Annotated in this window: 28 protein-coding genes and 1 pseudogene; 12 read left to right on the forward strand and 17 right to left on the reverse strand. The window is 54.6% G+C overall.

Going from position 1 to position 20,630, the window contains the following annotated elements:
- The first annotated feature begins 53 nt into the window (after positions 1–53).
- Complete coding sequence (locus AC0T4W_RS00800; protein WP_476314816.1) at positions 54–674, forward strand: cold-shock protein; 621 nt, start codon at positions 54–56, stop codon at positions 672–674.
- Positions 675–714: 40 nt separating this feature from the next.
- Here AC0T4W_RS00800 and AC0T4W_RS00805 read toward each other — a convergent pair whose 3' ends face one another.
- From AC0T4W_RS00805 to AC0T4W_RS00825, 5 genes are all read right to left on the reverse strand, one after another.
- Positions 715–1,281, reverse strand: coding sequence for a hypothetical protein (locus AC0T4W_RS00805; RefSeq protein WP_476314819.1), 567 nt, complete (start codon positions 1,279–1,281; stop codon positions 715–717).
- 358 nt (positions 1,282–1,639) lie between these two features.
- The gene (locus tag AC0T4W_RS00810; RefSeq protein WP_476314822.1) at positions 1,640–2,989 is read right to left on the reverse strand and encodes a hypothetical protein; all 1,350 of its coding nucleotides are present in this window, start codon (positions 2,987–2,989) and stop codon (positions 1,640–1,642) included.
- Between the two features lie 4 nt (positions 2,990–2,993).
- Complete coding sequence (locus AC0T4W_RS00815; RefSeq protein WP_476314825.1) at positions 2,994–3,908, reverse strand: DUF6384 family protein; 915 nt, start codon at positions 3,906–3,908, stop codon at positions 2,994–2,996.
- Complete coding sequence (locus tag AC0T4W_RS00820; RefSeq protein WP_476314828.1) at positions 3,905–4,417, reverse strand: DUF6384 family protein; 513 nt, start codon at positions 4,415–4,417, stop codon at positions 3,905–3,907. Before AC0T4W_RS00820 ends, AC0T4W_RS00815 begins: the two co-directional genes overlap by 4 nt.
- 3 nt (positions 4,418–4,420) lie before the next feature.
- Positions 4,421–5,557 (reverse strand): merozoite surface protein 3b, encoded by a 1,137-nt coding sequence (locus AC0T4W_RS00825; protein WP_476314831.1) that lies wholly within the window; start codon positions 5,555–5,557, stop codon positions 4,421–4,423.
- A gap of 232 nt (positions 5,558–5,789) precedes the next feature.
- Between AC0T4W_RS00825 and AC0T4W_RS00830 the strand changes: the two genes are divergently transcribed.
- The 6 genes and pseudogenes from AC0T4W_RS00830 to AC0T4W_RS00855 all read left to right on the forward strand — a co-directional run bounded on the left by AC0T4W_RS00830 (position 5,790) and on the right by AC0T4W_RS00855 (position 9,245).
- Positions 5,790–6,257 carry a hypothetical protein gene (locus AC0T4W_RS00830; RefSeq protein ID WP_476314833.1) on the forward strand — a complete coding sequence of 156 codons (468 nt, stop codon included), beginning with the start codon at positions 5,790–5,792 and terminating at the stop codon, positions 6,255–6,257.
- 313 nt (positions 6,258–6,570) lie between these two features.
- A pseudogene (locus tag AC0T4W_RS00835) lies at positions 6,571–6,980 on the forward strand (DUF7831 domain-containing protein).
- A 118-nt stretch (positions 6,981–7,098) separates the two neighbouring features.
- Entirely contained in the window at positions 7,099–7,377 is a 279-nt protein-coding gene (locus AC0T4W_RS00840) for a hypothetical protein (protein WP_476314836.1), read from the forward strand.
- Entirely contained in the window at positions 7,377–7,706 is a 330-nt protein-coding gene (locus AC0T4W_RS00845) for a hypothetical protein (protein ID WP_476314839.1), read from the forward strand. The genes AC0T4W_RS00840 and AC0T4W_RS00845 overlap by 1 nt, the downstream gene beginning before the upstream one ends.
- Before the next feature lie 206 nt (positions 7,707–7,912).
- Positions 7,913–8,671 (forward strand): CPBP family intramembrane glutamic endopeptidase, encoded by a 759-nt coding sequence (locus AC0T4W_RS00850; protein ID WP_476314842.1) that lies wholly within the window; start codon positions 7,913–7,915, stop codon positions 8,669–8,671.
- 64 nt (positions 8,672–8,735) lie between these two features.
- Positions 8,736–9,245, forward strand: coding sequence for a hypothetical protein (locus AC0T4W_RS00855; protein ID WP_476314845.1), 510 nt, complete (start codon positions 8,736–8,738; stop codon positions 9,243–9,245).
- Between the two features lie 149 nt (positions 9,246–9,394).
- Here the strand turns inward: AC0T4W_RS00855 and AC0T4W_RS00860 are convergent, their stop codons facing one another.
- From AC0T4W_RS00860 to AC0T4W_RS00880, 5 genes are read right to left on the reverse strand one after another with little or no spacing between them, the layout of a single operon-like run.
- Positions 9,395–9,793: a hypothetical protein gene (locus tag AC0T4W_RS00860; RefSeq protein ID WP_476314848.1), complete on the reverse strand. Its 399-nt coding sequence runs from the start codon at positions 9,791–9,793 to the stop codon at positions 9,395–9,397.
- Between the two features lie 13 nt (positions 9,794–9,806).
- Positions 9,807–10,040, reverse strand: coding sequence for a hypothetical protein (locus tag AC0T4W_RS00865; RefSeq protein WP_476314851.1), 234 nt, complete (start codon positions 10,038–10,040; stop codon positions 9,807–9,809).
- A 1-nt stretch (position 10,041) separates the two neighbouring features.
- Positions 10,042–10,605, reverse strand: a complete 564-nt coding sequence (locus AC0T4W_RS00870) for a hypothetical protein (RefSeq protein ID WP_476314854.1) — start codon at positions 10,603–10,605, stop codon at positions 10,042–10,044.
- Entirely contained in the window at positions 10,598–11,158 is a 561-nt protein-coding gene (locus AC0T4W_RS00875; RefSeq protein ID WP_476314857.1) for a GIY-YIG nuclease family protein, read from the reverse strand. The genes AC0T4W_RS00870 and AC0T4W_RS00875 overlap by 8 nt, the downstream gene beginning before the upstream one ends.
- Positions 11,127–11,474 carry a hypothetical protein gene (locus tag AC0T4W_RS00880; RefSeq protein ID WP_476314860.1) on the reverse strand — a complete coding sequence of 116 codons (348 nt, stop codon included), beginning with the start codon at positions 11,472–11,474 and terminating at the stop codon, positions 11,127–11,129. The genes AC0T4W_RS00875 and AC0T4W_RS00880 overlap by 32 nt, the downstream gene beginning before the upstream one ends.
- A 238-nt stretch (positions 11,475–11,712) precedes the next feature.
- Here AC0T4W_RS00880 and AC0T4W_RS00885 point away from each other — a divergent pair, with 238 nt between their 5' ends.
- The 3 genes from AC0T4W_RS00885 (at position 11,713) to AC0T4W_RS00895 (ending at position 13,638) form a co-directional block, all read left to right on the forward strand.
- Positions 11,713–12,441: a GNAT family N-acetyltransferase gene (locus AC0T4W_RS00885; RefSeq protein WP_476314863.1), complete on the forward strand. Its 729-nt coding sequence runs from the start codon at positions 11,713–11,715 to the stop codon at positions 12,439–12,441.
- Positions 12,442–12,583: 142 nt separating this feature from the next.
- Positions 12,584–13,132, forward strand: coding sequence for a hypothetical protein (locus AC0T4W_RS00890; protein ID WP_476314866.1), 549 nt, complete (start codon positions 12,584–12,586; stop codon positions 13,130–13,132).
- A 227-nt stretch (positions 13,133–13,359) separates the two neighbouring features.
- Positions 13,360–13,638, forward strand: a complete 279-nt coding sequence (locus AC0T4W_RS00895) for a hypothetical protein (RefSeq protein ID WP_476314868.1) — start codon at positions 13,360–13,362, stop codon at positions 13,636–13,638.
- 392 nt (positions 13,639–14,030) lie between these two features.
- Here AC0T4W_RS00895 and AC0T4W_RS00900 read toward each other — a convergent pair whose 3' ends face one another.
- The 5 genes from AC0T4W_RS00900 to AC0T4W_RS00920 all read right to left on the reverse strand — a co-directional run bounded on the left by AC0T4W_RS00900 (position 14,031) and on the right by AC0T4W_RS00920 (position 18,605).
- A complete protein-coding gene (locus AC0T4W_RS00900) occupies positions 14,031–14,378 on the reverse strand; it encodes a hypothetical protein (protein ID WP_476314871.1) in 348 nt (115 codons plus the stop codon).
- A gap of 132 nt (positions 14,379–14,510) precedes the next feature.
- On the reverse strand, positions 14,511–14,660 hold the full coding sequence (locus tag AC0T4W_RS00905) for a hypothetical protein (RefSeq protein ID WP_476314873.1): 150 nt from the start codon (positions 14,658–14,660) through the stop codon (positions 14,511–14,513).
- Between the two features lie 18 nt (positions 14,661–14,678).
- Positions 14,679–15,077: a hypothetical protein gene (locus AC0T4W_RS00910; protein ID WP_476314876.1), complete on the reverse strand. Its 399-nt coding sequence runs from the start codon at positions 15,075–15,077 to the stop codon at positions 14,679–14,681.
- 2,370 nt (positions 15,078–17,447) lie between these two features.
- On the reverse strand, positions 17,448–17,627 hold the full coding sequence (locus AC0T4W_RS00915; RefSeq protein WP_476314878.1) for a hypothetical protein: 180 nt from the start codon (positions 17,625–17,627) through the stop codon (positions 17,448–17,450).
- 195 nt (positions 17,628–17,822) lie between these two features.
- Complete coding sequence (locus AC0T4W_RS00920; protein WP_476314881.1) at positions 17,823–18,605, reverse strand: hypothetical protein; 783 nt, start codon at positions 18,603–18,605, stop codon at positions 17,823–17,825.
- Between the two features lie 277 nt (positions 18,606–18,882).
- On the opposite strand from AC0T4W_RS00920, the gene AC0T4W_RS00925 reads away from it, so the two are divergent.
- Entirely contained in the window at positions 18,883–19,593 is a 711-nt protein-coding gene (locus AC0T4W_RS00925; protein WP_476314884.1) for a TonB C-terminal domain-containing protein, read from the forward strand.
- A gap of 16 nt (positions 19,594–19,609) precedes the next feature.
- Here the strand turns inward: AC0T4W_RS00925 and AC0T4W_RS00930 are convergent, their stop codons facing one another.
- Positions 19,610–19,867, reverse strand: a complete 258-nt coding sequence (locus AC0T4W_RS00930) for a hypothetical protein (RefSeq protein WP_476314887.1) — start codon at positions 19,865–19,867, stop codon at positions 19,610–19,612.
- A 165-nt stretch (positions 19,868–20,032) separates the two neighbouring features.
- Between AC0T4W_RS00930 and AC0T4W_RS00935 the strand changes: the two genes are divergently transcribed.
- Entirely contained in the window at positions 20,033–20,200 is a 168-nt protein-coding gene (locus AC0T4W_RS00935) for a hypothetical protein (RefSeq protein ID WP_476314890.1), read from the forward strand.
- A gap of 78 nt (positions 20,201–20,278) precedes the next feature.
- Here the strand turns inward: AC0T4W_RS00935 and AC0T4W_RS00940 are convergent, their stop codons facing one another.
- Entirely contained in the window at positions 20,279–20,461 is a 183-nt protein-coding gene (locus AC0T4W_RS00940) for a hypothetical protein (RefSeq protein ID WP_476314893.1), read from the reverse strand.
- Positions 20,462–20,630 lie beyond the last annotated feature (169 nt).

Genomic DNA, 20,630 nt, shown 5'->3' on the forward strand with positions numbered 1-20,630 from the left:
GTCTGGCCGTTAGACTGACTAACATGAAACCCAAGGTTCAGAGGTCACACATTATGAGCAAAGCAGCCCGCAAAGGCATCATCGTCAGCTACCTTGCTGAGCAAGGTTACGGCTTCATCAAAGGCGCTGACGAAGATACCAGTTACTTTTTTAAAGCCTCTGAATGTGCCTTTCAGCCGGCAGCTGGCAAAGCAGTTGCGTTTGAGGCCAAGGCAACCGCCAAAGGCTTGGCTGCAATCAATATCGTTGTCGATGTCGAGGTGTATGAAATCCTTCGCAACCCTGAGCAGTTCCTGGTAACTGAACAGGACGGTTTTCGCGAGGCCGAGGTTATTTTCGAGTTCGCGTACCCGTGCTTTGCATCCGCACCGCTGCATGACCAGGCACGGCACGCATTAATTGCGGAGGCCAAAAAGTTTGGTGCGACCGGCCTAATCAACCTGCGTTCGTATTCGATCGGGAAGGGCATTATCCAGATGGAAGGCCAGGCTGTTTTCGTCCAAACACGCGGCTTTACATACGATACCGCTGAGGCCCATCGCGAGATGGCCCGTGTTCAATCAGTCATCGATCTGGGAGCCAAGCTTGAGGTCGAGTACAGTCAATTCATCAATGCCAACATTTTCCACAAGCTACTTTCGATAGTAGGTGGGCTTAAAAAAGCATTGGCTTGATGCCTGCGTGTCCGCCAAGGCCAGCATCTGCTGGCCTTTTTTATTCGCCCAAAGTTTGATTGGGCTTATCGGCGGTAACGGTCGTATGGTCTGAGGTTTCTGACCGATGTGAGAATGACAGTGCTTGATTCAGCATCTGTCCCGCCAATTGGAAAATGGTCACCCCTTTGTGCTGCGCCTGGTTGCGTAGCACTTCTGCAAGTTCTGGCTCCATATGCTGGGTCAGAATCTGGAAAGCTTGTGCTTCTGGGCTGCGCCGGTTGTAGGCAGGCGAGTCAAGCAGAGACACAGCATGGATGTAGAGTCGGTTGTTGATCTCTGCATTCATGCTTCGAGTGCCATTGCAGGCCTCAGCAATTTTGAGATGAAGGTCTGCCGGGAGTCGCAAAGTATTTGGCTTGCCGAGTCGCTGTTTTGGAAGCTTCGGAGGTTCACTCAGCCCAACCCCTTGCTCGAAACTCATCTCCAATAGGTAGATGCACAAGGCGTGGAGGCTACGTTTAGAAACCGACCGCAAATGATCAAGTGTTCCACGGATGGTGGGGTGTAGCCGCAGCTGATAATTGATGAGGACTGCATCGTCCAAGTTGGTGTTGAAAGCGTCCATGAATTCCACCTTTTCCGGCCCCTTGCCGTGGCGCAACTCCACGTTCAGGGTAACCACATTTACTGTGTGATCCGGCTCTCTAGACCAGGCGATCTGTGTGAAATGAAAGCGTCATCGCTTTGACCAGCATTTTACATGGATGATCGTGCAGATCATTGTAGGCGCCCTAATACGCTCCAGAAAATTGACGCTGATCTCAACTGAGCGTTTCTGTTTCAAGTTCCGATCAACCGTTCAAGACGGTGCGGTAGGCTGCTTTGTGGGTGGGAATTATGCAGGAGAGGCTTCGGGTGTCAGGTGTGAAAAAGTGATTAAAAACAAGGGAGTGTGCAGTACCTGCCACACTCCCATAGATGATTTAAAAACTATCGGTTATTTCAAATGATCCACCGCCGAAGCTTTCCGTGATTTTGTGGGTGCCGCCCCCAATGCTTCCAGAGCCCCCAAAAATAGACCCGCTATCGTCATCATTCCTGGAGTTGTAGCTTTGCGTCGGAATGACCTCACGATGACTCGTGATGCTTGATTCGATGCGTCCAATGTCCAGCATGCCTGCCATGTAGCCAAGCAGCAGTGCATCCAGATCGAGCGAGCTGTCGTAGCGATATTGGGAGTCACCATCACGCCCGAGGCGAGACCTTAAACGGCGCTCAGCTTCTTTAGCCTTCTCGTACTCTCGTGCAGCACGGTCCTTTCGGCCCACAAGGTAGTCAATATCCTCAACCTGGGATGCCCGCTTTTCCCGGAGCGCGTCAACCCGCATTACGGCAGTGTCATCCGCCTCGCTACCGGTCGTTGCTGCAAGCCGGACCAGCTCATCGTGAGTCTTAGAAATTAGCAGCTTAGACATCAACTGCCGTGCTGATCGGCTGTGCTTATCCTCGCCGGCTGCGAACTCCTTGAGTTGGTTGTGAATCTCATTTGCTCGGCTCTTGGAGGCCGACAGTTGGTCACTCAGGGCGGCATAGGAGTCAACCAGCCTCTCGTGCCCAGCCTCGTCAAGCTTTTGAGTGCGGTATGCAGCCTCCATGCTCGCCTGTCCAGAGGAATCAGACGCCAGCGACTTGGCCTGGTTTTGAATCGTTTCACGCATAGCTATGAGGGTGGTTTCGCTGTCCAGGTTTTCTTTGAAATTAACCTGTTCAGCAATGATTCCGTCCAAATAGCGGGAGGCCCAGCCTTTCTTGTACTCAGGCGTGCCGAACTTGACCCCGCGCAGATACGAGTAGCATTTGTTCTCTACAAAGCCAGCAAGCTTCTTATCACATTCGGCAAGGATTTCGTCGCGCAACTCTTGAGCAATCGAAGCCTGTTGTGACAGCTCTGCTGCTTTTGATGCCAAGGCCACATATGCCGGATCAGAAGAAAGGGCGCTATCGACATCAGCTCGAACCGCCTCCATTTTTTCGCGTAGCTCAGAGGCTCGGGTGTATTGGCTGCCGATGCTTTGCTCAATGCTCTTCAACTCTTCGCGCAGGCCAGCTTCTTGTTCGCCACGGCGCTTGAGCACATGCGCAACATCCGCAGGAATTACCCCCGAGTTGTTCAATTGTGTGGAGGCAATGACTCCTATCGAGTGGACGATTTCGTTGTCGAGGCGAAGCAGTTGCTCTTGAGCAGCCGCAAGCTCCCGCTCAGCTTTCCGCAGCGCGGTTTCGTGGCCCCGTGAATGTTCATTCACCTGGCTGAGAAGTTTCGATGGTTTCATGTCATCACCAATTCAAGAGCAGAGAGGGTTGGCCTTCGATTCGTTCTTGATCGAAATTAAGCTTGAGGCTCTGCTGCAATTTTTCACCCATGGCTGAATCGTTGACGATGCCATCCTTCTTGTCCTCCCTGACCTGGAGATATACGTCCTCAGGAACACGAACTGCGAAATGGGTCGCCATCCCTACCTCGCCAGAAATGATGTCGCGAACAGGAACTTCCATCTGGCCACCGGCCGAATCGATGGCTTCCACGACAAGCCACCAACTCGGGCCGCCAGTTTCTTTGTACTTTGCAGCAAAGCCGCTTTTTACCCCGGACCTGTTGCTGACGTGCAGCTGGAGTGGCAACAGCCCGAACTCAAGCAGCTTTTCCATAGAAACCACGGCAGTGCTGGCCGCTGCCTGGTCCATTTCCCGGAGAGCTTTAGCGAATCGGGTAGAGAAAGCGTAAACAATCTCCATATCTGCCTCGGCAAAACCGGCACCTTTGAGCTTCCCAAGAATGGTGGCGTGCTGAACCTCCAATGCTTGAAATGGCCCAGCTAGCGCCAGGAGCCGCTTCAATTCCTGGAAGGGCGTTACGAACGTCGAAGACTCCCCAGCTCGAACACTCGCCATCGCTTGGCGAACTTTGCCCTCACGCGCCTTGATTGGTGAATATCGAGCAGCCAGCACCTTGTATTCCTGTGAGGCCACCAGCTTCTGGAATTCACTAGTGGTTGCGTACAGGGCGTCAATGGTGAGCAAGGCGCCCCGGTTGTCGCTAAGCAATGCCTTCGCAGTGTCGAAGTCAGACTCATACCGCTCCAACCGCTCTTCGGTTTGATCTCGGTTAGTTGCGGTGATCACCTTAGGGATTGCAGCTGTGTCGAGCAGTGTTCTTGCTTTACGGGATGCGTTCTCCGCCTGGACGGTCAACAGCTCAGCTTGGGGATATTGGCCCCCCCGTACTGTGCTTTCAGTGCGGCAAGCTCCCGGTCCTGCCTCTCAATTTCAGACATGAGCGCAGCAGTACCCGACCGGGCCTCCGCCGCCAGGCTTGCGACTGAGGAATTCTGAATGGCCTGTATTCCAGCATTTGCGGACCACAGGCCCGTGCCGCCGATTGTTATTGCTAGTGCTGTGTACAGGCTGCGTAATCCAATCACTCGACGCTTCATAATCAAATGCGCGCCGAATCTTTGGAGCAGCGACTGTTTAGGCGCTTCGAAGGTTAGGCGTTGATCGAAGTACATCCGAACGCCTTGCTCGATGATCTCTTCATCGAAAGGGATATCGTTTGAGGTGTAGTAATCCCTGATGCGGGTAGCCACCTCCTGACGACGTGCCGGGAGGTTCAGGTGCTCCTGTACCTGTCGGGCCCGATGGCGCAGGTCATCGACCAGCGCCATCGCACCCAGCTGATCTTGCAAGGTGACGGCAGCCATTGGTTACACCCCCTTGACCAGCAGGGCTGAGAAGCGGCGCTTGCTGTCTTCTGCGGCTTCTTGGATGGCCTGCGAAGAAAGGGTCGATTCATTACGCAATTCTTCGATCAGCTTCAAACTCGAAGCCTGGTACTCAACCACCGATTCGGCCAGTGCTTTCACCGATTCAACTTTGATGGTGCTTCCATAGCCCGACTTGAGTGCTTTGTTGAGCTGGTCAGTGCCTGTGGTGGCCAGTGACTCGATGCCGCGACTCATACCATCTGTCATCGAATCCATAGCGTTAGTGGCTTCACCCAGGCCCTGGCCTGCTGTAAATGATGCCGCCAGCCCACTGAACACGACCTCAGAGGTAGCAAAGAAGGTGATCATCCGTTGAAGCAGGCGTTCCTTAACAGTGTGAGTTTGCTGGAGCCTGGCAAAGACCAACTCGGCTGTATTGGTCGAAGTTGTGATGTCGTCAAAGACATCTTTGACGATCTGATAGGACTTATCTTCGTCCTGGAGCGCGCGGAGTGCCACGTCTCGCGTCAGCTCCAGCTGCACCTTCTCAGGAGCACCTTCTGGCAGTGTTTCAAGCGCTTCGCCAGCTGAGCTCAGTGCAGTACGGCGTTCTTCCATAACTGCTGTGGCCTTGGTCAGCAATTGCTGAGCTGCGACCTGTGCTTCTTTCGAGGCCATTCGATAATCGCGATAAGCGTTGAGGATCGTGTCCTCGCGCTTGATCTGGTCGCCGGTTGTTTTGGCGACTTCAAGATACTCACCGCGAATTTGTGTGAAGCGCTGTGGAATTGATCCGCGACGCAGCTTCATCCATTGGAATTTGAGCTTTTCACTCAGATCAAGCTTGCCGTCAGCCATCCAGCCGGCCATGAGTTCGGCATCTTCGCGAATGGAATTGAACCCATCTGTGATCGCGACGAATCGAGTTGAGATATCCATGCCACCGATTTGATCTCGGATCATGGCATTGAAGGCCGGTGCTTGACTCAGGGTGACGGCAATCGACGCAACGAGTTGCGGGTCGTATACAGAAATACGATCGAGCAGGGCGATAACAGGAGCTTCCTCCTGTTGGGTGGTGAAGCTGATGCCGATATCGCGAAGGGAAGTCATTGCCTTTTCGAGGTATTTGCTCATTTGGTGTGTCCTTATGTGTGCTGGTTGCACCGGATGAAGATAACGGCCAGTTGCTGCTTTCCAAGGCCGTAGCCGTAATGGCCTCAGGGGCCGCACCAATGGCAAACCGTAGGCGACCATAATGCCAAATCGCAGAGTCGGCATCCTATTTGGGTGTCAAAACCAATGGGGGCAGGCAAGATGCATCTGGGCTGCCCCGCCAGCACCAAAGGTGACGGTATCTCCCCGGCTGATGCTGCAATTCCTGCGCTTCTCGATTCCCAGGCCCAGCCGCAAGGTTACGCAGGACGCCTTGCTTGGATTATCGCAGGCGCCCGTTATCTTTCTCCAATACAAAGGCGTGCTTCGCCTAGACCCTGCTAGTGGATTTGATATGGCTCTCGAAATATTTGCGTTGCTCGACATGGACGGTTGCGACAACTGCAAGACCTACATCGTTTGCGGCAAACCAACCGATATGCGTGGTCTCGCAAGGCCGCTCCAAGAGTTCTACGCTGCGAACAAAAGAAAGAAGAAGGTGGAGGCTCTGGCCACACGCATCATTGAAGCTGCCCAGTTGCCAAAACCGCTGATACGGCTAGAACCGGCTGACGGCTTACTTCTCATGGATATCGTGTCAGGTATGGGCGAGAGTAAAAAACCATCGCACGCTTTCGCCAAGCTCCTGGTGCGACTCGAAAACTGCTTGGCGGTCTACTGATATGGATGACAACGAGCGCATGAACATGTCGCGTGAACAGTTAGCGCCATGCCCTGGTTGTAAGCAAAATCTAGGGTGGTTCGAAAAACTAATCTGTTCCTACCGTCAAATCTATGAGGCTGATGGCAGTCCATTCTGCACGACGGACATGAAACGCGTCCGTGGTGGATCGAAGCAATTTTGCTTCGGATGCGAGGCTGATGTGAGCTCAGTGATCGGCTATCGCAAAGTTGGTGCTGATTGAAATTGCTGGCTGCCGCAATCCTGATGGTGTCCAACCCAGCTCCGTCAGTCCAACAAGGGAGTGTGATGGATGCCAATTGAGGTCGAGAAGTCGATTACACCTGATCTGGTGATGCGGCACCCGGAAAAGGTCTTTGTCTTTGGCGACAATCTTGCCAGGCGCGGGCGCAGTGGCCAGCAAGCAATACGCGACTACCCAAATACCTTCGGGGTTCCGGTCAGGCGCGCCCCCCGATTGACGCCTCGTCATTTTTCTCAGACCAGGAAGATGAACATAAGGCTCTCAGCGAAGCGCTGCGCGAGCTCTTTCGGCTAGCTAGAACCAAGACTGTCGTTCTTCCGCGAGCAGGTTTGGGCACCGGTTTAGCCCAGATGGCGTTCTACAGCCCGAAATTGTTTGCCCTAACCTGCGAAATCCTCATGGAGCACTTTGGCTTTGACCAAGCCCCACGGCCTGCCGAAACAAGTCCAAACCGTTAGCGAATTTCCCCAGATGATTTGACTCCTAACTGCTCTTCATTGAATGGTTTTACGGCGGGATCGACTGCACCGATGGCCGCCGCAAAGTACCATTGCTTGTGTGATCAACGGAGAATTTATGGGCAAGCCAGCGCTTGATACAGTTCAAGGTCGTAGTGCAGGTCATGAGGGTGGGGGAGCACCGGACGTTGCGTCCGGGCCATTGGGGCGCCTCATTTCCAAACTCAGCCTGCTTGCCGGCACCATTGATGACATGAGCGAGGAAGCTTTCGGCTCTTGGGTGAATGCACTTCCTGAGGATGAGTTTTTTGAATTCATCGGCTTAGACCTAAATGGCTCCTTCAAGTCGATGCTCACCGAGTATGGGGTCGATCTCACAGCAAAGGCCGGGACTTAATGCGCCAAGTAGGCAACCAGCTGTTGCGTATGCGTCAGGCCGCGATCGCAAAACTGTGCACGCAAGTCACGGTGGACGATCCCTTAAACGATCGGGGGGTTGCTTGGGAAAATGCAATCCAGGAAGTTCTGACTGCTGAGCAGCTGCGCTGTATTGAATCAGGCGCAGACATCGACCTGGAGTCTTTTTCAAGGTTGATGGAGTCCGTCGATCTAAGCGTGGAATTATCCAAGGCAGCGGACCCCAATGGCCGAGTCAAAATTCATCCGTTGAGGGTTATTCATGAGCGCAAAGGGCTGAGTAGGAAGGGGGCTCAAGATGGGGAATAGGCCACTAGTCAGGACTGCCTTAGCACGCAATTTAGCGCGCGTGTATGTGGCTGACTTACTGGCTGCGGATGACGGTCTGGTCGAGTCCTTGCGGGGGGAATTGAGCAAAGTTGAAATTGACGAAGCACGCTCGGAAATGAATCGGATCATTGGGGGCATTCGAGCAATGCTACCGCCAGATTTCAAAGGATAGGTGTAACTTCCGTATGAAAGAAACTGCATTGAAACACCATGACCTTCTATCCCAGAATCCTGGGCGGATCGAGACAATCAAGCCATTCACGAGATACATCAGCCACTCCCTGTGGCTGGGTTTTATCGGCGCTGCAATTTTCATTTTTGCCGGACCATGGGTAGGCCAGTGGTTGGCCCTAAATCTGATGTCAGTCGAGGAATTCAAGCCTTACCGATTGGCTATTCACCACCTTGGTACAGCTATTCTTCTGGTGTGCCTTGTCCTTATTCAGCAAAGGTTCCTCACGAAAGGCATGCTGGTCCTGGGTCACAGCGTTCGACGCCCATTGCTCATAGGCATCGCGGTTGTTGCAGCGCTGTACTTGCTCACCTACGCCCTCGCATTCATGCTCGAATTGCCCCGCGAGCAAACCATGATTCAACACTATGCAGGCAAGACCCCATTCCAGATCGGGATAATGATCCTTGCAATGCTGATTGTTGTTCCAGTTAGTGAGGAACTGGCCTTTCGACACTTTTTGCTGGGACTGCTCCCATTCAACCGAAGCATTTTGTTGGGTGGCATTGCGGTCAGCCTTTCCTCGGCCCTGTTCATGTACGTTCACAGCTACGACCATCTTCCTACGATGCTATTGATGATCGCACTCGGGGTCGTTTTTGCAGTCGCCCGCATCGTTTCTGGAGGCATGATGGCGCCAGCGGCTTTGCACTCATTTGCGGTTCTTCTCGGCTTGAGCATTGATGCTCTGTTTTATGCCGGTTCTGGTTAGGGTTTGCATCCTTGAAACAAGTTCTAAGGGCGTTATCCCTGGCACAACCTAATGGAGGCTACTTATGAATGAAAGTCCGCTACAACCGACCTTTGAACGCGTAAAGCTCGATCAGTTGTTCGAAATTCGCCGGCTGGCGCAGAGGCTGAATAGTGATTATCCCTGGCAGATCCATTTTTTGATGCTAGGGGTGGTAGCCGGCTGTGCTGTTGGCTTTTCTGCTAGCCACCTTGCCGGTTGGGCCGACCATTCAAGCATTCCTGCTGGTCTCCTGGCTTTTGTCGTTACTTATCTCGGCGCCCTACTGGGTTGGCCGCTTCCAAAGGACGGCCACTCACGACTCGACGCTTTGTTGACCGCTTATCAGCCGGTTGATGCTCCATTGTTGGGTGCGTTATTGCTGAAAACCAAAACCAAAGGGTTCAGCCTTGACGATGTTCTGGAGTGGACCCGCTCAGAGGCAGAGTCGATTCGACATCTCAGTTGCTGTGCAGCTGCGGAGCAGATGAGCTTTACCCAGCGCACTGATCTGCCTGTGCCGGAAGCAATCACAACTGTGGGTGCCTCTTCGTAGGACTATCTTTCAACCCATGCCCGATCAAATCGGTTGGGCCAGCCCTTCGGGCTTATGCAGGATGAGTTCCCACACATCATCGGCGGTCGTGGAGTTCCGGCCGTTGGCTGCGCCCGCGAGCGCAGCCTGTGAGGCCAATTCGTTGGCGTTTAGGAGTCCCTGTACACACCATCTGCGCGAACGTAACCCTTTCTGGTGTCGAGGCCATCGCCTTGCGCCAACTCTATCTCTCCGCAGCGCCCAATCCCGTCTACTTTCCAACCAAGCTCCATGTATGTCGCGAGGCTACGGGCCTGTGCTTTAGGGCGGCCTGGCCATGCGATTTCAATGACGGAATTGAAGTTTGGCTTGATGCGGCCTGATTGGATTGCGGACATGAGATCGTGTCGGTACTGGCTTGCTTCAACCACACTGGCTTCTTTATGCCTTCGCAATTCCCACAGCAGGCCTGCTCTACTTTCGCGCCGGAGAGTGAATGCCGGCGCACCATAGAGATTTATGCTGATCGCATTATCGTCAACGGAAATCACGCTCCATGGCTCGAACATCACGTTGCTGATCTCATTTGCCGGATGGGGGGAGGGCGAGTAGAGCCCTGGCCTTGGCCGCAAACCGTTCTTTTGCTTCAAGCTCGGATTGGACCTCTTCGGAGATTTCACCAGGACAACCCGTAATACGGGTTGCCAGCTTGAAGTTCATGCCCTGATCGCTGATCACGCGGGTGAGGGTGACGGATTGCTGCACAAACTCAGAAGCCTGTAGCTCAGCAATTACCGTTTCTTTGTATTGGCTCATATCAGACATCCATTGGGGCTTGATCTGGCCGGCGAGCCATGTGTGTTTCGAGTGCAGATTGCGTTAGCTCTACCATTTCATCAACCGTCAAGAGCCCTTCACCGACCATGGCAGTTGGTCGAATTACGCGACTACCGTCCTTTGCCCGCCAGTCGATGACAGCAAAGTGGATACCGTCTGCATCGCTGGGCTTGGGCAGAAGCTTCCAGGTCTGGGTTGTTCGCGCAAAATATGCAACGGCCATATTTAGAAGCTCAAGGCGGTCGTTGCCAGCCAAGTGCGCGGCGCCGGCGTCGATATCATCGAGAGTCCTCAGCAGCAGCTCGGGCGCCTCGCCAACAATGCCGTTGGACGCTGCGTCAAACAGATTGCTGCCGTTCACCATGTCGCGATACATCGTTGTGGACAGCTGCGAGGCAACCCGAGGGCCGGACTGCACACTGATTGAATAGAGCCAGACCCTTACCGGTGTCACGGGCGGTTGTCCGCCAGTCAGTATGGTCCAGTCGGAATTCTCAATAACCTGCGCAAAGCGTTTGCGCAGTGCCTTCTCGATATCATTCATGCTTTGACGGTTCCGCAATTTGTTGTGATTTAAGGGGGAAATAGGCTTGTGCGTCTTGCTGGCTCAGTGATTGATGGTTCAGCACCCCAGGTGGCCGCATGGTGTTAAATCCGTTCTCAATAGAGTCCAGCCTTTGCATCCAATAACCTTCGCGCTCGGCGATGTATGCCGCTTTGCTTTGGCAGTCAGGCGGATAGGCGATTACTTCGAGAACGGAGAATTCCCAATCGGTGATATCGGATTTTAGGGCTGAGTGGAATTTGCAATCACTCGGTTTTGTTAAGTGCTGCCACCAACGCAGCGTAAAAGGCTGCGTTGTTTGACCGACGTAAACCATGCCGGAGTCTTTGTGGCGCACCTGGTAGATCACCGGTGGAACATGGCCTTGGGCAGCAAGCCTGAACTCCTGCAAGCTCTTTAATCGGCCATCGGCTGCACACTTTGTTGAGCAGAATTCTAGGCTTGTATCGGCACAGTACGGGTCGTTGAACTTGTCGATCGGCCTGAAAACTGCTCCGCATTCATTGCAGGGGGTGACCTGAAATCGCTTCAACAGGTACTGACTTGTTGTCAGTGATTTCAGTGATATGGAGAAGGCACCGTTGGTTCACCAAGTCTTTGGTCAGCACCCGCTGGGGAAATTTACGCCCGTACATATCCTCAACCTGGCGCTTTGCATCGGCCTTGTCCACGGCTGTCACCCTGTCACTGAATAGGGGAGGCCATGCCCATGGCGATATACCCTGGTCATCAGGACTTTGGCCTTTGATAGCAAAATAGAAATCCGGCAACTGGTTGCTTCCCATGCTCGTGGTTGCTGCGCCCATCGGCGCCGGCATTGCATAGATAACGACGGCTCTACGAATCACAAGCCAGGCTGCATTTTTCCACAGGCCGGCCTGGCAGGCTGTCGGATTGGGGGGCAAAACCGGTCGGTAGCCAGGGCTGTGTTCGGGCTTGGAGGGTCGGCCGGAAATACGGTCTGGGTTTTACCATGGTGTTGGCCAACAGGCGGTGAATGCGCATGGGAGAATGCTGTCCCCATTGTGATGCTGCGCAGGGGCGTTATATATCCTGCTACCAAAGCCAATTCGATACGGAGGTTCAGTGAGAATTCTCGACTTCACCCAAGGCATTCCAGATTACGTACAAGCCGACATTCTCCAGCTTGCATGCGCGCATGCGGCAGATTTTGTGGGCTGCGCCATTGGGGCTGATAGCCCTCTTTTCCCTCTAGCTGTTGCAGAGGTATTCGAGTTGCTTGGCGATTCGCTGAGTAGCATTAACAGGCCTGAGCTACTAACCATCGCCGGTGTTGATTACCTATCGACTACGGGAGTGCTCGTTGCCGTCGATGAGGCTGCCAATGAGGGCAGGGGACGCTTTGCAGGCTTTCTACAGTACAAATCGCGCATCCCTGCGTGTGACTCTGCTTCGATCGGATATTCAGCTGTGGTTGATGAGTACAGAAATCGTGGGGTACTCAAACTCATGCTCGAACAACTCCGTACCAAACACCCGGCGCTTGGGTTGGACTGCTCGTTGGAGCTGGTCCCTATGTACGAGCATCTTGGTTTTCACGTGTCTGGCCAGCAGGGTGTCCACGTAGCCATGTGCACAACGCCCCTCTCCGGTATGAGTTGGATGCGGGATCAGGAATACCTGGATTCCACCAAATCAATGCTGGCAGCAAAGGCAAAGGTTCGCGATCTACTCGGCAAAGAATCTCGCAACGAGTATGCACGTCGTGACGCAGATACCGCCACTCTCAAAAGCAAAGTTAAGGCGTTCGTAAAAGAGCGAATGGCCAGCCAATCGAATGCCACATCAACCTGAACTGATCTGGCTCGGTGAGCTCCCCCAGCCTTTGGCTGATGCTCTTTCCTGAAATCACTATCTGGCAGGAACCATGTCTCTAAACGCACACAGCAACTCCGGGCTACCTGGCCCATTAGTCGCCGAGCACTACGTCTACCGTATGTTGATGGACCGCGCTTTATCGAAGCTTGACTCCGCCACTGCCGACAGTCTGCTGAGTGCGGCGCGCCAGCAGCTGGCGCGCGCTCAGCGTTGGACTGATGATGTCCGAATAGCCGTCAAATCTAGGAGTAAGATTACCAATCGCGGGCAGTGCATTCGAATGCTACATGGGGTTCCGTCACCGCGCATTTGGGCAACGCAAGCTCCTTTTTTCCCTGCCATGGCAGCCAAGGACGCGTTGTATTTCTTTGCACCAGACCCATCTGTTCGCCGGTTTCACATTTTGGAAGCAATCCCTGCTCTAGGCGGGGCAGCTGATCTCAAGGACTGGCTCACCTGTTTCACCAGCACAAAGTTTGAGAAGCAACTTGTTGATGCCCTGATTGCCCATCCAGGTTCCCCGCAATTTCAGAACTATGCGAACCGCGATCCAAGCCAACACTTCCGCCAGGTGGGTTTGATAGCTACTGAAATTGACCGCTTGGCCTGGTTTACCGGGCAACGATCGATGACTCTCGCAAACTCTGTATCTGTCTGGCGCCCGTAACCACCAGCATGGCCGATCGGGACAATATCAAGCACTTGACGGAGTGTGAGGGGTGCGACTGGTGCACTCACCTGACTGACTTTTATCTGGCGTGTGATGCCTGTGGTGATTGGGGTCACAAGGACTCCAGTCATCGCTACGAGATCAGCGATGAAGGGGTTGTTTGTCAGAAGTGCCAGGTCAAAACCCACCCTCAGTAATCCTTTCCTCTTCCTCTAGGAGACGCTATGGACGCTGCAACCGCTCTACGGGCCCAGCTTGGTGCCTTTACCGATGAAGACCTGGCGCGGCTTGTATTGGCCGCTGTCATCGGCCTCGATGACTTAGAGATGGCACCTGAGCTGGCTAACCTGATGCAGATGACTGATGCAGAGCTTGAGCATTGGGTTCAGCGTGTTGTCCACGGTGAACCTGGTGGGCATTGTCTAGACGGGCTTGCCAGTGAGGTTTTAGGGCTCTTTGAGCCAGTGATAGAGGACACGGGGCAGGGCGAGCCTTGTGTCTGATTCTGCCCCTCAGAAACAACTCAATTTGGTGCCAGCGTTGAGCTGTTAGAGTGGAGTCAGTCCTGACATCGAAACATCGTCGCCAGGCGGCGGCACTAGCCGTCTGATTGAAGATTATGGTGACTTGTTGATGGCTGTTTCACAGCCCCGCCATTCACACCCATGAACTCGGGCCATTCCTACCGGAGAACCAGATGCTACTTCCTGACAGTCCTGATATTGAGCGTATTCAGAAATTCATTAGCCGGAACGAGCCTTTGATTGGCGCCCTGATGCTTGGTGTCCTGGTTCTTGTAGCCGCCTCAGCGTTCATGGTTTTTGGGTAAACGACCACATGCAAAAAGCCCGCTTTAAGCGGGCTTTTTATTGCAGGTATCCCTGCTTTGAATGGTCTACTCCGACCCCCACAACCAGCCTGGTTCTGTGGTGGCAGCGAGGTCTTCACCTATTGATGGGCATTCCTGACCGTCTTCGTCCACGCAGGGCATTCCCAAAATCATAGCATCGACCGGTTGCACGTCACTCATAGCAAAGTCATCGCGGGACTCTTCTCCGCAGAGATTAATATGCAACTCGTAGGCTTCCTCAGAGCTACGCGCTGCGTAGATATCAAGGTCGCCAACCCAAAATGCTGCATACGCTTGACCTTCGAGCTCTCGGCCGATGCGGGCCAAGTTATCGGCAGATGTCGCCGGCAGATCGGCAACGATAGCCACCCGGCTAGTTTGCGAACTATTCAAAATACATCCCCCCTCAATTTACTCAACATTCGCTGCTGGAAGGCTGATTTCGCCTCTCCTTGAGGCTTGGATCAACTTCCGCTAGTCCAGCTCGTGCATGCCGTTGGCTGGGGCTCAGTGCATTCAGACTGGTTAACGGGGTTCTTCATCCACAGTCGGAAAGAGCAAGCTTTCACCCTCATTAAGCCAGTGCAGAAATCCCCCATTAGTAGCTACCATTACCGCTAGAGCGATCGCGATCAGCAGTTTTTCCATTCCAGTTTTGCTGCGGTTTGCATTCATAAAACCTCATACCTGTATCTAAAGAGCCTTGGCTTCTGTCAGTAGGCTGCCGTCTGCACGGCGCAGCATGGTGCGTTCACCATCCCGCTCTACGCGCCATTCCTCGGCCACCAAACCGGTAGGAAAGCCTACATTCACCAGCACCGACGTTTCGTCGGGTTCGATCACCAAACAGCCGGGCATGCCATCGTATTGGCCGGGACCAAACAGCCGTGCCATAAACGTGTCTTCTGGCGGGGGGCAGATGTCTTGCCCGAAGATCGGCGCCGGCTGCCCATCAACCAACATTCGATAGCCTGGGTTAAAAACCAGGGTCACCGGTGGTTGATCCTGGAGTGCTTGCTTCATCGCATCATCAAGCGCGTCACAGCCCGCCAATGTGATTGCAACACCCAGAGCGACAATTACCTTTCTCATCCAATTTCCTCGAAATAGATACCTGGAGGCCGCGCGTTGCCGAGCTGGCCTATGTGTTTCCGATCGGCAAGATAACGGCACGGCGCCGAAGCGCAATGGCATTCCAAATTCTCCCACAGCTGCATAACCGCATGCCCCGAACATGGTGGATAAACCGCCTGTGATACGGTGACACCAAGGCAACCCCTGCCGCTGGACAGACCGGGTAGGCGCCTCGTGAGGTGCATAACTTTAGCTGCTGCATGCGGTGAACACCCCGCTGGTCAGGTGCTGCACTTCGCTGGCAGGAATGAACAACAGCTGTTCGACCCTAGCGAGAAACTAGGCGGATGACTTGGTACGAAACAACTGTTGGCCATCGCCGGCAGACAACCTGCCGAAGTCAGTTCTTCCCGATGCTCCCCGAAAGGCCTGTCCTTAGCTGGGCGAAGAGATGGCCACCAGGTGGACGATGGCCATGCGGCGTTGGAGCAACCGGCACGGCCGGGGAATTTGACCCGAGCATCGAGGCGTCGGTTGTTCCACAAGCCATTTGCCATGGTTTGCCTGTTGGTGTTGCTGTAACAGTCGTTAGCGATTGGCTATGGCCGTGAGGCAATCACCGGGACTAGCTCAGTACCAGGGAGTTCGCCCAGCCTGGGCAACCCCAACGCTTACGACGGCCTTGCTTAAAATAGGCTGCTGGCTCTCAAGTCCCCCTGATTGTGTAGAGCAATGGCGGCGCCGGCAGAGGGGAGGGCGCTCGCACATCACGTGTCAAAAGGGCCAGCAGTTGAACGACGGCATGATCGAGGTTGACCATCATCTTGTGCGTCAGCCGGCGCCCCAGGCGGGAAATACACCAGGCGCGATCTTCAAGCCGTGCTCAGATCAGGCCCTATGCCCGGCGCTCAACTTCGGCTTCCCCCGGTAGCGCGCTCCTATACCATCATAGTCTGGATGCTTTAGAGCAGCGAAACGCCTTCCCCCTTCAAACCCGCAGGCAACCCCGGCATCCTAAACCCAGGCCCTTCGACCTGCCCTGGCAAGAAATCCGCGCTATACCATCATAGGTTGGCACCTTCTCACAAGCACCACACCGCATTCCTCCCGATACATCCTTACTGACCTGTAAGACCTGGCATGCCCCCTGCAAAACCGCACCTGTTCAACCGCTTTTCTTTCCCCTTCCTTTTTTTGATTTTTCTTTCCTTTTCCCGACTTTTCCTACGCGGCGCAGCACCGAGGCCAGCAGGGCAGGCCATAAAAGAGGTTGGATAGGGTGCGGGGCGGGAGGGCGCGGAGGGGTTATCAGTCCACTCCAGCCTATGATGGTATAGGGAGGCGCTGAAACCTGAGCCTAGGGATTGGCGGGGAGGGCGCCGACAGGCGCGTTATTCGGTGTGACAAAGTTATTTGTTTGCAGGCCGCGCGCAGTTTTTGGCGGGAAGAGGGGTTCGCTTCCACGATGGCCATCGCCCTATGATGGTATAGGGTATTCCCATTTCCCTGGCGCCAGGGCATCTGACACCGCGCCGGTACGTAGATGATGGGACATGGCCAGTTGACTGGCCTGCAATCGATCTACCTTACTGCCCCTGGAGATATGACATGAGCATCACCGCCCCAAGCCAGACCACACCGCAATGGACCGCCGAGAATGAGGCTGCCGGCGACAAAGAAGGGTGGGGTATTTACGACTGCGGCACTGAGTGACAAGTGCAGCGGGTTGACTGTCCCGAGGAAGGCGTAGCTCTGGCAGACGACCAGGACGCTTGGGCGATTGTGTTCTCCGGCACTGCTGCTCATCACCAGGCAGCGCGGGAGTTCATCCAGCATCACAACCCTCAAGAGTGGGCCGCAATTTGTGAGAAATTCGGCGAGGGCGCGGGCAGCAATTAATGAGAAAGAAGGGCTTCCGGCATCAATAGATGAGAAACGCCGGGAGCATTTCCGTGCCTCGGCTGCTGCGCCGAATGCTGTGGTCGAGCGCCTAAATATTTTTCGGAAACCTCTTGCTGGAGGCCTTTGGTCGTGACGTTCTAATTGGAGGCGTCATCACCACCGAGGCGCCTACCATGCGCAAACACCTTCACGACCTTGCTGCAATCGCGGCTATCTTGTCCTTTGCCCTGACCGTTTTCACTCTCGCGAATCCGGACACACCCACGGCGCCGGCGCCCCGGCCTATGTATGCAGCCCGGTGATGGGCCGACTGGTGGCGTTAGCAGTTAGACGCTCCGCGCCCCAGCTGAATACCGCCCAAGGATTCCGATTACCTCGATCATGCGCGCCATGCTGCATGCGGGATGGGTCGCCTCATCCCGTAGCGCGTTGAGCCAGGTCATCACGTGTTCGTTGTGTTTCATCGAGCACTCCTGGGTGCCAAAATCAGTGGCGACGGTTCTTCTGCTGCATTTCCAGCTTCTCGCGGGTCTCATCCTTCACTGCGCGTGACTCTCGATGCAGTCGGCTCCAGTCCGCTTCGCTGATGAGCTCAAAGTCATGCAATGCGTCAACGTAGCCCTCAACATCAGATAACGCTTCGCCTAGGTCGTCTGGATGCAGCACGTTCCTGATCCGGCCTATTCGTTCGTTCGCTGCGTCTAGTGGGGATTGTGTTGCCATTTGCCTACCTCGTTGGGCCATATCGGCCAGGGTTTGAACGGCCGGTTGGCCGTGTTGCTGTCCAAGAATCATCATAGCGAGCCGACTGTTGTCACCACAGCCAATCGGCTGTGATAACTCCTGCCAGGGCCAGGCTGACTATTTCACCGCGATCGCTGATATGTCCTCAACCGATACCTGGCGAATCTGGCCTGCATTCATCGCCGTAAACCTCGGTGGGAACGATCTTTCACCTCCAACCTCTGCAAACAGCATGAAGCCCACCTGCTCTGGGGGAAGTCCCGCCAGATCATTCGGGTGCTGAACGATAAAGATGGTGCCGACCTTTAGGCTCCATGCCGGCGCAAAAAATTGCTCCACGTTGTTGGCGCCCAGTACCGCTGCGGTCTCATCAACAATGAACAGCGAGCCCGGCTGAGGGGCCTGCTCCATTGCCGCCAGCGAGAAGGGGGCCGACCCATACCGTGCTTCGACTGAGTGTGTTTGCACCTGCTCAGCCCCCTTACGAACAACCCGTTGCCACAATAGGCTGGTCAAATCGCTACCGGTGTTAGCCCAGTACGCAGTCACCCAGTGCAAAGGCATTTTGCTCGTAGCTAAATATGACTCGGCCATTAATCCGCTAAGCACTGACTTGCCTGAGCCAGCTGCTCCTACCAACACACCGAATGGCTTCTCACGTGACAGAACGAGCTCTACTGGCCCATCCACCGATTGCAATGAGAATGTTGCAATGGTGTCCGCCTGGACCGTCGAGAGTTGGCTTATCGCGCGATTCCATTTCAATGGCAGGCCATGCTTAGCAGCGGCTATGTCGAGTGCTTGGTGGCGGGGGATGTCCTCTGCCTTGGCAATCGCCCTGGCGTCCTTTTTAACCTGATCTACGGTGGCACCAGAGGGGAAACGGGGGGTACTGGACATAGCATTCTCCTGACCGGCAACTATGCGTCACGCCCACGGGACACATTGCCGAAGGCAATGCTGTGTATTGAGGATTTGTTGCGCCATGGCCTAATCCGGCCTTTGCCCAAGGTGGGCGTGCAAGCGCTGGCAACGCTCAGCAACAGCATGCCGGCATCAAGTGACTCTTTCAACAGCGCAGTGGGATGAGGTGAGTGTTTTTGACACCCGAATCGGTTGATTCAAGCCCTGTGGTCAGGAGAATCAACCCTATTCGTCAATTCGAGGATTCGCCCCCGTGGAAGAAGTGCAAGCAGCCCCCAAGAAATCCCGCCTAACGCTGCCAGGTGTTGCCATCATCGGTGGGTCACTACTGGCGCTCAACATTCTGGCCACCGCGATCAACTTCTCTGTCCTAAATCAAATCAGAGGCAAGCAAGAAAACTTGCATGCGGAAAACGCCTCGATCGCGGAAAACAACCGTGCGGTCTCGACCAAGCTGGCGAACCACATTGCCGAAGCTCAGTCGGTGTTTAACGATACGGGTAAGCGCTTTCAGGCGATCAACACTGACTTGGATCGCCTCGACCAACTCACGCGCACTGCCGCCGCCACTGCCAGTGAAGCAGCGAAGCTGAGTGCTGACACCCAAACCGAGAATGATCGCCGCATGGCTGAACTCCTGGCCAAGATTCCACGCACCACGGTCGGCGCCGGCGCAAACACGCTCGATGATCTGATCATTTCGCGCATTGCGAGCCAGTGGAAGCACCCGAGCCAGGCCAGCGCCGGCAAGCGCGCTGAGTTGCTGATGAAGATGCGTTCGGATGGTCTTATCACCGCAGCTACTGTCACCAAATCGAGCGGTGATGAAGCGTTCGATATCGCCCTGGTTGATGCTGTTCGGGCCGTTGGCAGCATTCCCGAGCTGGCCAGCCTGGACGAAGAGAACTTCGAGCGTCTTTACGCCGAACGCCGGCTGGTTTACGTGGGCGACACGACCAACTAGGAAAACAGCCTGGCGCTCATAGCGCCCCGTTGCGGCCGGACGCCGTAAGTTCAAAGAGGATGTTGGAATGATGAAAATCCGGGCCTGCGTTGGTGTTCTGGCTGTCGCTGCATGTTCCTTTGCTGTTGCCGATGGCGGTGAGCGGAAGTTCACGCAGAACGTAAACGACCTGGAACCAGGTCAGTGCGTTGCAGCAAGCTACATCTACGAGCAGGGCGAACTCGTAAGTCTCGCTAAGGGTGTCACTCAGGTATGCACCAAAGTAGAAGGGCATAGCGTTTGGCTCACGGTTGACCAGAACTCACTGGCTGAGTTGACCAACTGACCATTCGCCCGGCGTGCCGGGCTTTCCAAGAGCCGCTTCGCGTAGGCGGCTGTCGAGAGACAAATAGGCCTGGGTGCAGGTTAGCGGCCGCTAAAACTGAGATGGAGATTGAAGATGCCAAACCAAGACGACGCTGTAATTGACGACGCGAATGGCGATGCCGCCGATATGCAAGATTTGCTGGAGAGCGAGGTTGCGATCGGTCGAAATGCCGACTTCTTGGTGATCAACTACTTTTCGAAAGAATCCGAACTCGCCATGCCTGGTGGCACTGCGAAGTGATCGAGGAATCTGCACAAATAAAAAAGGGCGCCAATCGGCGCCCTTTTTCATGGCTTCTGCCATGCCCTGGAAAACCCATTAGGACTGCTCAGCATCATCCGACACCTTGGCAGTTGTGAACGCACCATTACTGCGCTCCGTGGTGATGTTCCCGCAGTGCGGGCACTGGATTTCTTCCGACTCCTTTGTGCCTGGCATCCCCCCGCCAATTTCGGTCACGCTGTAACGCTTGCTGCATTTCCCGCAGGTATCAATCCGCATTGCCACTTTCCTAGTTATTTGCCTATCAGGATACATAGTCAGTTCAGTTTGCCTGGTGCGCAAGGCTCTGTTGAAGTGGCGCCAGCAGTAGGTCATTTAACCCAGCACCAGCAAGACTCTGCTGGTCCAGGGTTGTTTCCGCAGTCTCACCGGCATGCCAAGCAAAACC

The sequence above is a fragment of the Pseudomonas sp. C7.1 genome (assembly GCF_056312395.1).